We start from the raw sequence: 12,402 nt of genomic DNA, 5'->3' as shown, positions 1-12,402 counted from the left end.
GATGGAAACCGTAGTAGTTACGATAAATGACCGGGTAGCGTCAATTACTTTAGACAGGGGCAGGTCGAACCCAATCAATCACCAAATGTTGAGGGAATTGACTGCCTGTATAAAAGATATTGAAAAAGACGGCGGCGTTGGCGGGGTAATATTAACAGGTAAGCAGGGCTTTTTTTCGTCAGGCGTTGACCTTATTGAAGTGTACGGTTATAACGAGGTGCAGGTTAAATCGTTTTGGACTGATTTTTTTGAGCTCCAGCGCGTTCTCATATCTTTCAATAAACCAATAGTAGCAGCTATTAGCGGCCATAGCCCGGCGGGCGGATGTGTTTTGGCCATTTGCTGCGATTACCGTTTAATGGCCGAAGGAGAATATATCATTGGCTTAAACGAAATTCCCGTTGGCATCATCGTTCCTGAAAGCGTATTTGAAGTTTATGCATTTTGGATTGGTAGGCAAAAGGCTTACCAATACCTGCTGGAGGGTAAACTTATCAATGTAAACCAGGCATTAAAAACCGGGCTGATAGATGAAGTTTGTGCGGCTGAAAACCTGCTTGTTCAGGCGGAAAAAAAGCTGAGATCCTATATGCAGTTTAACCCGGTAACATGGAGCCAAAGCAAATTAAACATGCGAAGTAAATTGACCAGCCATATAAACAAAGATCAAAGCACAACGATCGATCAAATGCTTACACAATGGTGGGCACCCGAAACAAGGGCTGGTTTGGAAATGATCATTCAAAATTTAAAGTCAAAGGCCAGTTCGGTAAAAAACTAATAAATAGGTAAGGCCGGCAAATATAATCACGATGGAACAAACACAGGGACGCGCTGAAGGCATGTTAAAAGATGATGCTTTAAAGGGGAAAACTATTGTTATCACCGGCGGGGGTACCGGACTCGGCAAAGCAATGGGCACTTACTTTTTAAAACTTGGCGCCAATTTAGTTATTACCAGCCGCAAACTAGAAGTATTAAAACAGACATCTGTCGAAATGGAAGCGGCCACCGGCGGAAAAGTTATGGCTATATCTTGCGATGTAAGAAAATATGAAGAAGTTGAAAACATGCTGGCAGCAGCTGTTAGCACTTTCGGCAAAGTTGATGTATTGGTAAATAATGCGGCGGGTAATTTTATTTCTCCAACAGAGCGTTTATCCGCAAATGCCTTTTCTGCTATAATTGATATCGTATTAAAAGGTTCGGTGAATTGCTCGCTTGCTTTGGGGAAGTACTGGATCAAAGAAAAGATGCCTGGTAATATTCTTAATATTGTCACTACCTATGCCTTTACGGGGTCTGCTTATGTAGTTCCATCAGCCTGTGCTAAAGGCGGGGTACTTGCCATGACAAGGTCGCTGGCTGTAGAATGGGGAAGGCATGGAATACGCTGTAATGCAATTGCCCCGGGCCCGTTCCCGACTAAAGGAGCGTGGGAACGCTTGTTACCTGGTGCGATGGCCGAAAAATTTGATTTTAAAAATCGTGTCCCCCTAAAAAGGGTGGGGGAACACCAGGAATTGGCTAATCTCGCAGGTTTCCTGGTCTCTGACTTTTCGGGGTATATCAACGGTGACGTAATTACTATTGACGGGGGGGAATGGTTACAGGGCGCGGGCCAGTTTAACGCGCTGGAAATGGTGCCGGACGCGATGTGGGACAACATTGAGAAGACTACCAGAGGTGCTTCTCATTCGTAATGGTTGGCCCATATCTGGTCTACAATCGCAACAAATTCATGATGTGCCGTTCTGGCTTGCTTCCGGATTTAGCCAAGTCTGTATCTAAATTAAGTTGATAATAATTCATAAAAGGCTATTAATTTCCTTTTAATAGAAAAATGATTCGTGCCAATCGCCAAGCATTAAAATTTCGATGCCAGATCACAGCGTTTTTATTGCAGAATTCAACATGTTTCAATAAGAATTTAATCCATCTTTTTCCAATAAATGTCCATTGGCATTTTTTATTGAGTGGAGTAACTTCGACATACCAATTATCCCTTAAGATAATTAAATTCTTTAATTGACTAAGACGGCAAGTCGATATGAAACAATTATAACAGGCTTAGTTAAAAACGCTTATATTGAATTTCTGTGCTACACCGGATTTATAAATAAATTATGGCTATCAAACATCCGCTCATTATCATTTTAACGGCGAGCCTGCTCATCCTTTTTTCCGTCGAGGTTAATGCAATGCAAGGCCGGCGTTTGGTCGCCGACGATACGATCAGACTTTCCGGCAAATGGAAGTTCCGGACGGACCCAAATGATATTGGTATTAAACAAAGTTGGTATAAAAAACAGCTTGAAGGCGTGATAACACTGCCGGGATCAATGACCAGTAATCACCTGGGCGATGAAATTACGGTAAATACCCAATGGACGGGAGGCATTGAAGATTCTTCATGGTTTCGCAAACCGGAATACGCCAGGTACAGGGAAACGGGGCATATCAAGATACCATTCTGGCTGCAGCCCGAAAAGTATTACAAAGGCGCCGCATGGTATCAAACCGAAGTCATAATTCCGGCGTCCTGGAGTGGTAAAGTGGTTGAACTTTTTATAGAACGCGCACATTGGACAACCGGCATCTACGTTGATGACCGTTTTATCGGGACCGAAAACAGCCTTGGCACACCTCATGACTACTTATTATTAAAAGGGCTTATTGCCGGCCGGCATACCCTTTCCATACGGGTTGATAACCGCGTCAATGAAATTAATGTCGGGAAAAACTCGCACAGCATCAGTGATCATACGCAAGGTAACTGGAATGGCATGGTTGGGCGGATTTACATGGCCGCAAAGCCGCGCAGCTTCATCAAAGATATCCAGTTATACCCGGATATCGACCGGAAGCAAGTTTTGGCCAGGATAGTTATCGAACAAAATCCGCTGGCCAAAAAGCAGGCAAAGCTAACGCTGCAGGCCATCGCGGCTCAAGGTAAGGTGGGATTGCCGGCTGTATCCATAACGCATGTCCCGGGAAGTTTATCGGACACGATCAACATCGTATACCCTATGGGCGCCCATCCTGAGCTTTGGAGCGAACATCATCCCAATCTGTACGCGATAAGGGTTACCCTCGCATCTGCCGCTTGGCATGATGCGCAGACCATTCATTTTGGCATGCGTAAATTCAGTTCTGCCGGCACACAATTCCTGATCAATGGGCACCCAACTATTCTAAGGGGAACACTGGATTGCGCTGCATTTCCGTTAACTGGTTACCCGCCGACCGACGTGGCGTCCTGGCTCCGAATATTGAAAACCTGCAAGGCTTTTGGTTTAAATCATATCCGTTTCCATTCCTGGTGCCCGCCGGAAGCAGCGTTTACTGCAGGCGACAGGCTCGGCATGTATTTCCAGATCGAGTGCTCTTCGTGGGCCAACCAGGGCGCAGTGATTGGCGACGGGGAGCCACTGGATCAATACATTTACAAGGAAAGTAAAAAAATAACGGAAGCATATGGAAATCATCCGTCCTTCTGCCTGATGGATTATGGAAATGAGCCCGCAGGGAATCACATGACTGAATACCTAACCGGTTTTGTAAAATATTGGAAAGCAAAAGATCCGCGGCGTTTATACACCACAGGTTCAGGTTGGCCTATTATAGCCGGGGCTGACTATAACAGCACCCCCGATCCGCGTATCCAGCATTGGGGTGAAGGTATCAAAAGTATCATCAACGGAAAAAAGCCTTCGACTGATTATGACTGGGCTGAAATTATTTCAAAATGGCAGCACCCCACAATCAGCCATGAAATTGGCCAATGGTGCGCATATCCCGATTTTAAGGAAATAGGTAAATATAAAGGCGTTTTCAAAGCACGCAACTTCGAAATATTCCGCGATCAGCTGGCTGCGAATGGCTTAAGTGCGTACGAAAATCAATTCCTTGACGCTTCCGGAAGATTACAGACACTTTGCTATAAAGCAGACATCGAAGCGGCATTACGGACAAAAGGCTTTGGCGGTTTCCAGTTGCTTGGACTTGAGGATTTTCCGGGCCAGGGAACGGCATTGGTGGGTGTACTAAATGCATTTTACCAGCCAAAGTCATATATCACCGCGACCATCTTCAATCGTTTCTGTAATGACGTGGTGCCTTTGGCCCGTTTTTCGAAGATGATCTACCTGAATAGCGAAATCCTGAACGTTCGACTTGAAATTTCGCAATTTTCTGAACATGCCCTTGGCGGAGTCTCTCCAAATTGGAACATCACCGATGCAACGGGGAAAATCCTTTTTTCGGGCATACTCACTAAACGCGATATCCCGGAAGGTAACGGCATTGCTCTTGGTGTACTGAAGGCCGACTTGAAAACTATCCGGCAGGCTGCGGAATTGACCCTAACGGTTAAAATAGGGAAATATTCTAATAACTGGCGGTTCTTTGTCTACCCGGAACAGGTTAAAAAAGCAGACGCCAGGGTAATTGTAACAGACCGGCTAACCGACGAAGTGATTACATCACTAAAGCAGGGCGCAAGTGTATTATTAACCTTAAAAAAAGGCACGCTAAAAGATGAATACGGCGGAAAGGTAGCTATCGGGTTCTCCAGCATCTTTTGGAATACGGCCTGGACACACGGACAAGCACCGGAGACGCTCGGCATTCTATGTGACCCACACCACCCGGCGCTCAAATTGTTCCCGACCAGGAGTTATGCGGATTACCAATGGTGGGATGCCATGACGCACAGCAGCCCGATCTTGGTCGACAGTGTGGCAAAGGGCCTCAAACCCATTGTCCGTGTGGTTGATGACTGGGTAAAAGCCAGGTCGCTTTCTCTGTTATTCGAATGCAAAGTAGGGACGGGTAAACTCATGGTTTCCGGAATCGATCTTCTGACAGATATGGCGGACAGGCCCGAGGCAAGGCAGCTCGCTTTTAGTATCGAAAACTATATGAAAAGTGGTGAATTTAATCCAAAAACGGAAGTAGAATTGAACCGTATTACTGCTATGTATAAATTAAATAATTGACTATTTGAATACCGTTAGCTATCCTGCATTAATGCGTTCCTTCCGCCATCGAGCAAGTAAGTTGTCCCGGAAGCAAAAGCGGCATAATCACTAGCTAAAAATACACACCAGGCGCCTGCTTCCTCCGGCGTGCCTAATTTTTTAACAGGGTGAAGATCAATTGTTCGTTGCCGCTCTTTTTCAGGATCGGGAAACGAATTAAACCACTGCTGATTGCCAGGCGTATCGATAAAACCAGGCGCCAAACCAACAGTTCGTATGCGGGGGCCCCATTCTATTGCCAGGCTTCTGATCAATCCGGTTAATGCGGTTTTCGATACATTGTAAGGGAAGCATCCGGGTATGGTGCTATATGCATGATTGGAGGTTATGATAATTATAACGCCGGTGTTTTGTTCAAGATAGGGTTTACACAACTTTGCCAATTGCCAGTGTGATGCCAGGTTCAGATCAATGTTATGCTGCCATGCTTCTTCCTCACATTTTTCAGCCCCTTCAAAAATATTCTGCCCGGCATTGGACACCAGAATATCAATACCGTTAAAGGCATCGGCCGTGTTTTTGATGAGTTTTTCCCGGTCTGTTTTTTTTGTAACATCGCAGACCGTGTACAGTACTTTTACACCCTGTTCTTCTGCCTCCTTTACAAATCCGCCATCGTGTTTTTCCAGGCCACAGCCAGAAACATTTGCCCCGGCTTTTGCAAACATCCTTGCTATACCTAATCCGATACCTGACGAGGCGCCTGTTATCAATACTGTTTTTCCGGTAAGATCAATTTGGATCATATTATATCTTTTTATTATACATAGAACCCTGCCCTTGGTTGTAATATGCCCGGATGATTTTCCATCTCCTCCTCTACCAAATCAACACCCAGACCTGGGCGGTCGCTTAAATGCAAATGTCCATCTTTTATCATGTCTTTTATGGGATATGTAATTACTGTATCCCGCCATGCCACGTCATTAAACATAAATTCCTGCCTGAAAAAATTCGGTACAGATGCGCAAACATGGGCAGATGCTAATGTGGATAGTGGTCCGTTAGGATTATGCGGTGCCAATAGAACATTATAGGCTTCCATCATAGTGGCCATGCGTTTCATTTCAGACGGCCCACCGCAGCGGGTAATGTCAGGCATCATTATATCACAAATATTTTTTTCCAGCACCGGGCGAATACCGTGGCGGGTATAATGACGTTCGCCAACGCAAATAGATACATTTGAGGGAATACGCTCACGCATGGCACGTAAAGTATCTGCACTTTCGGGACCTGCGGGTTCTTCATACCAGGTAATATCCAATGTGGATAAAAGCTGGGCCATTTTTACTGCCACACGGTAGTTAAGCATGGCATGGGTTTCTATCATAATATCAAAATCGGGGCCAACAGCCTCACGAACAGCTTTGCTTACATTAAATGCCAGATCCTGTTGTTGTGCAGTAAGGGTAAGGTTACTTGAAAGATCTTCGCCATACAGATAATTAGTGTGTGCAAAAGGATCAAACTTTAACCCTGTAAAGCCAGCTTCCTTTACTTTTTTTGCCTGTGCAGCATAATCATCAGCGTTATGCCCTCCGCCTGTGAACCAATAGTTGGCATACAACAAAATATTCTTCCTAAATGCGCCACCAAGCAACTCATAACAAGGAGTGCCCAATACCTTGCCTTTCAGGTCAAGCAATGCCATATATAATCGCCAAAACTAATCGTATAAATTAATTTTTCAAATCGTGTAAATTTTAAAGCCTGGCCAATGCCGGGCTTTGTTGGTTTTTGCTATCTTTACACCGGCGATAAAACATAGTAAAAAACGGCTCTACTCAATCTAAATAGTAAAGCCCGGACAAGGAGTAGCTTGCTACTCCTGCTATGTTTTATCGCCAATAATTCATTGCCGTCCGGGCCTTTTTTACTCCTCACACAAGGCTTAGTTAATCGGATAGTTAGACGTTAACACTTCAATCTTCCTCTTTAAATAGCCACTCTTTTGATTGACTGTTACTCCCTTTTCGACTGACCACATATACCAACCATTTGCCTTTGCATACCTGGTTAACAGTTCGGAGGGGTACGAGGACAAAAGAAATTTACCTTCCAACTTACTGGACTGTATCAACAGGTTCTCAAAATCCTGCTCCGAATATCCGTCATAGTGGCCACAATCGCTGTTGAAGTACGGTGGATCGAGATAAAAGAATGTGTTCTTTGTATCCCGGCTCCTGATTACATACAACGCATCAGCACACTCTAATTGGACGTTTTGCAACCTGATAGCGTACTCCTCGGTAAACCCGTCACGATTGTTTATTATCTTCTTAGTAGTGGTTTGCTTTGACTTATCATAGCCAAATGAGTTATCCAGTTGCGCCGAAAAGCTTTGGCTGCTTAATACCCAAACAGCCCAGGCCCTTTTAATCTCACTGAACAGGTCAGGATAGTTATAAATAACCGCTGCCTTGCGGTGAAGGTCTCTGCTATGTAGCGTTATCCTAATCTCCTTCTCAAGTCCAACAAAGTCGTTTTGAACCGTGCGGTAAAAGTTCATCATTTCCTTATTGGTATCGTTCAAAACTTCAATTTCGGAAGGTTGCTTTGCAAAGAATATTGCACCGCCGCCAATGAAGGGTTCGCAGTACAATACGTGTTCCGGGAGTAAAGAAATGATTTTTGTAGCTAATGTTTGTTTACCCCCATAATAGCTGATGGGCGTTTTTAAATTGATTTTAGACATATAAAGTAAACTGTATTTTGAGTGTTTAAAGGCTGTTTAAACCTGGTTGCTCTACCAATCTCAAATAGTTTATTTATAAGGTGTATTCAATCCGTTGCAGCCACACACCGGCAATAGTATCCTGCACAATAGATAGCGCTTGTTGTACCTTTTATACACCATGAAAATCCCCATAAAAACCACTACGCTTCCTAAAAATAATGGCCAGTGATTTAATATTTTCGCTACGAAAGCCTTCAAATCAAATCGTTCTTCACCATGTATATTGGTAATAATTTTTCCTTTATTTGAATAAGTTTGTTCAGCCATAATAATTTTAACGCCTTGTGGCAAATACAATAATTAAAGATAAAATGGTTCCTGCTATCGAGATATATTTCGTTTGGGCGGCGTCTGTAGCATCAGATTTAGCTTTTCTTGCCTCAACATATATGAAGTCGTTTTGACGCAGATAAAAATATGGCGCTGACATGATATCACTATTTTTAAGATTGATACGGTACGGCGTCCTGGTGCCATCCGGGTTATCCCGGATCAGCAACACGTTTTCCCGCTTTCCGAATATGGTTAGGTCACCAGCAAGTGCCAAAGCGTCAAGTATTGTAACCTTTTCATTTGGCATTGTATAGGTGCCGGGCCTCAGCACTTCACCCGTAACATTTATTTTAAAATTTGCGAACCGGACATTCACGGTTGCGTCTTTATAATATTTGTTAACTGCTGTTTGAATAGCCTGCGTAGCTTCAAAAGTTGTTAAGCCAGCAAGCTTAACTTTTCCGATTATAGAAATATTAACGGTTCCTTCCTTATCTACGAGGTAGCCAGATGAGGGGCTCGCGCCAACATTGGAAAAAAGAGCGGCGGCCCCTAAAGCAGTAGCATTGCTGCTTGTAATATTTCCTGTTGAAACAGGGCCCGAAGACTGCGGATCTATTGTTTGGATATTGATCGTTAGTATATCATCGACCAATATTTTAGGTTCTGCATATTCCCCTTTGGCAATCGTTTTTAATTCCCCGGAATCTGGTATGTCCTGAAAATATTTGATTTTTTTCGTCGACGAGCAGGAAGTCGTTAACAGAAATAAAAAAAACAGAGGAAAATAGATTAAAAGTGTTTTTCTATTCATTTAATTAATGTTATTCGTAATAAATGCATCGCAAGATAATCAAAAATACAAATATTTACATCTTTTTTTTAAATATTTTCAATAAACTAGTGTTTTATAGCTTTACCACGTAAATTTTATTGCTGTTTTACAAAGCTTTAACATAAAATTTATAGTAATTATCATTTAATATTTATATTAATTTAATTTTCATTAAAAAACGTATGTTTATTTGTTGATTTTTTAATAAAAAAAATCACTTGGTGACATTTATTTGATTAGTTAACCCCTTTTGTTTGCTATTTCCTGAAAAATATGTTCGTTTTTGTTAAAAAAAAGGTAGGGTTAAAGATTAAGGTGAAATGATTTGCAAACCCATGCAAGGCTGGTGTATAGAATTATCAGTGCGGTTAATGAAGCGTTCCATTTTTGCACATGGAACGCCCGGAACGTTCTGAAACATCCTCATTATCAGTGTATTCATTTTTGGAAAATCTGCAAATAGCTGAATCAAACGATATAAAACATGCGTTTCGGCGTAGAGACGCAATGTTTTGCGTCTTCCATATGCTATTCACGCCACCTAAGTTAAAGATGCAAGGTCGTTGTGTACCGGAGACGCCTCCCCAAATTAGTTTTAACCAGTCTCTAAGATGCGTCAACCCACTGACAAAACAGTGTCAGCACTTTAACCAAATCAACCCCTTAAATTTGTTGTAATCACAACAATTATGCAAACAAACCCACTATCCGAACGCCCGCCCATCATCGAACAATTGCGCGCCGAAGGCCGCGGACTGCCTTACCGCCCGGCTAAGAAAAACCGCCCCGAACCCACACCACCCAGTCCCGACGACATTCGCCGCATGTTCACCATCGAAAACGGCAACCGCTGGCTGGAACTTGCCCGGCGCGAACCCGAAGCCAAACAGCTGCTTGGCGAGCTTTGGCACCAGGGCGAACTCTGTATGCTGTTTGCCGACACCAATATCGGCAAATCCATCCTGGCTGTGCAGATCGGTGAAAGCATAGCCCGCGGACAAAGCATTGCACCTTTCACCTGCCAGGCGCCACCGACCCGTGTGCTCTACATCGATTTCGAGCTGAGCAAAACACAGTTCGGGCTGCGCTACAGCCAGGGCGAAGAAGACTACCAGTTTTCAGATAATTTTTTCCGCGCCCAGTATAATTTTATCCCCGACCCGACGCCTAACGTTAACGAAAACGAGCTGCTGATTGCAGCCATTGAGTATAAAGTAAACCAGGCTAAAGCCACAGTTTTAATCATCGACAACATCACCTGCCTGCGCGGCGGTACCGAAAATTCGGCTGTCGCGCTTGCGCTCATGAAAAGCCTCAAGGCATTAAAAACCGAGCATAAACTGTCTATCCTCGTACTGGCGCACACCCCAAAACGCCGCAATGCCACACAACCCATCAGCGCCGACGACCTCCACGGCAGCAAACTGCTCATCAACTTCGCCGACAGCGCCTTCGCCATCGGCAAAAGCACCGCCGACGCCGACCTTTGCTACCTCAAACAAATCAAACAGCGCAACACCCGGCAGCGCTACGGCCACGACAATGTAGCCCTGTGCCGTATCCAAAAACCCGGCACCTTTTTGCACTTCCAGTTCGAAGGCAACAGCCCCGAACGCCACCACCTGCTCACCCGCACCGCCGCCGACCGCCAACACTTGGCCCATAAAATAGCCGCCCTTTCTGCCAACGGCCACAGTCAGCGCGAAATAAGTAACCAGCTGGGTATAGGCCTCGCTACGGTTAACCGCCTGCTTCATGGATGTGCGGATATGCAGATGCGTGAATGTGCGGATGAGGAAGCATGTGTAGATGAGGGTCTTTCGGATCCCCTCTTGACCGCGTGCCGCCTTAGCTTTAGCGGTGGCGCAGAAGGGGGCGCGGCGGATCGTGTTGTGGCTGGGGTGTGTTCTCCGCCATGCAGAACACCCGCAGATGAGGTACTAATAGATAATGAAGTATTTACTGAAATGCAAATACTGGAAAATATAGTTGCTGAAAGCCCCCGCGCAAATTCCCTCCCCGGGGAGGGTAGGGAGGGGTTCACGGAGCCGGGATTTAAGTATGAAGAAAGGCCTGACACAGAACACCCAACCCCGCAGCTTATACAATCCCCACCAATAACCAATGACGTAATTCCCAATGACCCAAAAGCAACACCCGGCCTAATCCCCAAACCCTACTGGGGCATGAAAACATCAGCAATTGATATGGCGCTCACGCCGGAACTGCTGGATCACATATTAGGAAGGACGAATCGCGAAAATTCAATCCGGGGAAAAGGGAATGATAACTTTAACCAATTAAACGCGGCAACGAATACCGAAGCTAATGATGGCAGGCCGTAAATATTCCTGGCTGGGCTGATGGTTTTTCACACCCGATATTACATCTGTTAAGATTAGTTTACGTTCCTATATTCACTGGGCGACTTTCCTGTCTTTGATTTGAAGATCTTTGTAAAGTGGGAGGGATGTTCAAACCCAAGCCCGTATGCGATCTCACTGATAGAATCATTCGTACCCCATAACAACGATTTAGCTTTATCTATCAATTCCAGGTGGATGTGTTCCTGGGTGGTTTTGCCCGTAAACTTATTTAAAAGATCAGACAAATAATTAGGCGACAGGTTGAGTTGGGAAGCAAAATATTTAACGTTTGGGATGCCTGTTTCAATCAGGGTACTTTGCGAAAAATAATCCTTTAACAATTTTTCAAACTGTTGCACCACATCCGAGTTAACTTTTGCCCTTGTATAAAACTGCCGGTCGTAAAAACGGCTGCAGTAATTTAGCAACAGTTCGATATTACTGACAATTAGGCCTTGTGAGTGCTTGTCTATATTTTGCGAATACTCTCTTTCAATCTTTGCCACACAATCTTTAATGATCAGTTTCTCCTCTTCCGAAATATGCAGGGCTTCGTTCACCTCATAATTGAAAAAGGAATACTGGTGTATCTTCTTACCTAAATCGGTACCATGGATCAGATCGGGATGAATGAACAGGGCCCAACCTTCCTCAACGGTAACGTCCGGGCCGGGCGCTATAACTTGTCCGGGTGCGGTGAACATCAGGGAACCTTCATTAAAGTCGTAATATCCTTTACCATATTTTAACAGGCCCTCGAATTTTTTGCAGGAAATGATATAAAAGCCAAAACGGTAAAAAGCGTTCTCCTTAGGGCGCTTTTCATAAAAGTCTGTATGGTTTATAACACTCACCAGCGGGTGTTTCGGTGGTGTATATTTTACCAGCTTGTGCAGGTCGCTGATAGATTGAAGATCAATGTATTTATCCGGCATGTTTTTACTTTTATAAAGTTACCATAAAAATTAATGGCTGCCCTTATTTGGGCGGGTGCAATTCAAATCATCGCTTCCAATTTTTGGCTAAAGCCCTAATCCGCTTATTTATGTCCCGTCCCTTAAAAGCGACGGCAATGAAACAGTTCTTTTCAATTCATTGCCGTCTGGCTTTAGCCGACGGGAATAATAAAATAATAAAACGGGGCTT

Annotated in this window: 10 protein-coding genes; 4 read left to right on the top strand and 6 right to left on the bottom strand. The window is 44.2% G+C overall.

The genetic code is table 11. The features are described from left to right. The first annotated feature begins 1 nt into the window (after position 1). From Q0R52_RS08250 to Q0R52_RS08240, 3 genes are all read left to right on the top strand, one after another. Positions 2–781 (top strand): enoyl-CoA hydratase/isomerase family protein, encoded by a 780-nt coding sequence (locus Q0R52_RS08250; RefSeq protein WP_295793853.1) that lies wholly within the window; start codon positions 2–4, stop codon positions 779–781. A 31-nt stretch (positions 782–812) separates the two neighbouring features. Continuing rightward, positions 813–1,703: an SDR family oxidoreductase gene (locus tag Q0R52_RS08245; RefSeq protein WP_295793852.1), complete on the top strand. Its 891-nt coding sequence runs from the start codon at positions 813–815 to the stop codon at positions 1,701–1,703. 423 nt (positions 1,704–2,126) lie between these two features. Then, a complete protein-coding gene (locus Q0R52_RS08240) occupies positions 2,127–5,000 on the top strand; it encodes a sugar-binding domain-containing protein (protein ID WP_295793850.1) in 2,874 nt (957 codons plus the stop codon). 14 nt (positions 5,001–5,014) lie between these two features. Here Q0R52_RS08240 and Q0R52_RS08235 read toward each other — a convergent pair whose 3' ends face one another. The 5 genes from Q0R52_RS08235 to Q0R52_RS08215 all read right to left on the bottom strand — a co-directional run bounded on the left by Q0R52_RS08235 (position 5,015) and on the right by Q0R52_RS08215 (position 8,869). Next, positions 5,015–5,788 carry an SDR family oxidoreductase gene (locus tag Q0R52_RS08235; protein WP_295793848.1) on the bottom strand — a complete coding sequence of 258 codons (774 nt, stop codon included), beginning with the start codon at positions 5,786–5,788 and terminating at the stop codon, positions 5,015–5,017. Between the two features lie 14 nt (positions 5,789–5,802). Beyond that, complete coding sequence (locus Q0R52_RS08230) at positions 5,803–6,696, bottom strand: mandelate racemase/muconate lactonizing enzyme family protein (protein ID WP_295793846.1); 894 nt, start codon at positions 6,694–6,696, stop codon at positions 5,803–5,805. A gap of 240 nt (positions 6,697–6,936) precedes the next feature. Further along, the gene (locus tag Q0R52_RS08225) at positions 6,937–7,740 is read right to left on the bottom strand and encodes a DNA adenine methylase (protein WP_295793844.1); all 804 of its coding nucleotides are present in this window, start codon (positions 7,738–7,740) and stop codon (positions 6,937–6,939) included. A 69-nt stretch (positions 7,741–7,809) separates the two neighbouring features. Continuing rightward, positions 7,810–8,049: a hypothetical protein gene (locus Q0R52_RS08220; RefSeq protein WP_295793842.1), complete on the bottom strand. Its 240-nt coding sequence runs from the start codon at positions 8,047–8,049 to the stop codon at positions 7,810–7,812. A gap of 7 nt (positions 8,050–8,056) precedes the next feature. After that, positions 8,057–8,869, bottom strand: coding sequence for a polysaccharide biosynthesis/export family protein (locus Q0R52_RS08215; RefSeq protein WP_295793840.1), 813 nt, complete (start codon positions 8,867–8,869; stop codon positions 8,057–8,059). Positions 8,870–9,579: 710 nt separating this feature from the next. On the opposite strand from Q0R52_RS08215, the gene Q0R52_RS08210 reads away from it, so the two are divergent. After that, the gene (locus Q0R52_RS08210; protein ID WP_295793838.1) at positions 9,580–11,235 is read left to right on the top strand and encodes an AAA family ATPase; all 1,656 of its coding nucleotides are present in this window, start codon (positions 9,580–9,582) and stop codon (positions 11,233–11,235) included. Positions 11,236–11,288: 53 nt separating this feature from the next. Here Q0R52_RS08210 and Q0R52_RS08205 read toward each other — a convergent pair whose 3' ends face one another. After that, positions 11,289–12,191: a helix-turn-helix transcriptional regulator gene (locus Q0R52_RS08205; protein WP_295793837.1), complete on the bottom strand. Its 903-nt coding sequence runs from the start codon at positions 12,189–12,191 to the stop codon at positions 11,289–11,291. Positions 12,192–12,402 lie beyond the last annotated feature (211 nt).

Source organism: Mucilaginibacter sp. (assembly GCF_025359345.1).
GTDB lineage: Bacteria > Bacteroidota > Bacteroidia > Sphingobacteriales > Sphingobacteriaceae > Mucilaginibacter.
Note: the sequence above shows the minus strand (reverse complement) of the source record. Positions and strands in the feature narration are given on the sequence as shown.

Bases quoted from the DNA above. Each gene is read 5' to 3' on its own strand.
- Q0R52_RS08250 (WP_295793853.1), top strand. From the start codon at position 2: ATGGAAACCGTAGTAGTTACGATAAATGACCGGGTAGCGTCAATTACT.
- Q0R52_RS08245 (WP_295793852.1), top strand. From the start codon at position 813: ATGGAACAAACACAGGGACGCGCTGAAGGCATGTTAAAAGATGATGCT.
- Q0R52_RS08240 (WP_295793850.1), top strand. From the start codon at position 2,127: ATGGCTATCAAACATCCGCTCATTATCATTTTAACGGCGAGCCTGCTC.
- Q0R52_RS08235 (WP_295793848.1), bottom strand. From the start codon at position 5,788: ATGATCCAAATTGATCTTACCGGAAAAACAGTATTGATAACAGGCGCC.
- Q0R52_RS08230 (WP_295793846.1), bottom strand. From the start codon at position 6,696: ATGGCATTGCTTGACCTGAAAGGCAAGGTATTGGGCACTCCTTGTTAT.
- Q0R52_RS08225 (WP_295793844.1), bottom strand. From the start codon at position 7,740: ATGTCTAAAATCAATTTAAAAACGCCCATCAGCTATTATGGGGGTAAA.
- Q0R52_RS08220 (WP_295793842.1), bottom strand. From the start codon at position 8,049: ATGGCTGAACAAACTTATTCAAATAAAGGAAAAATTATTACCAATATA.
- Q0R52_RS08215 (WP_295793840.1), bottom strand. From the start codon at position 8,869: ATGAATAGAAAAACACTTTTAATCTATTTTCCTCTGTTTTTTTTATTT.
- Q0R52_RS08210 (WP_295793838.1), top strand. From the start codon at position 9,580: ATGCAAACAAACCCACTATCCGAACGCCCGCCCATCATCGAACAATTG.
- Q0R52_RS08205 (WP_295793837.1), bottom strand. From the start codon at position 12,191: ATGCCGGATAAATACATTGATCTTCAATCTATCAGCGACCTGCACAAG.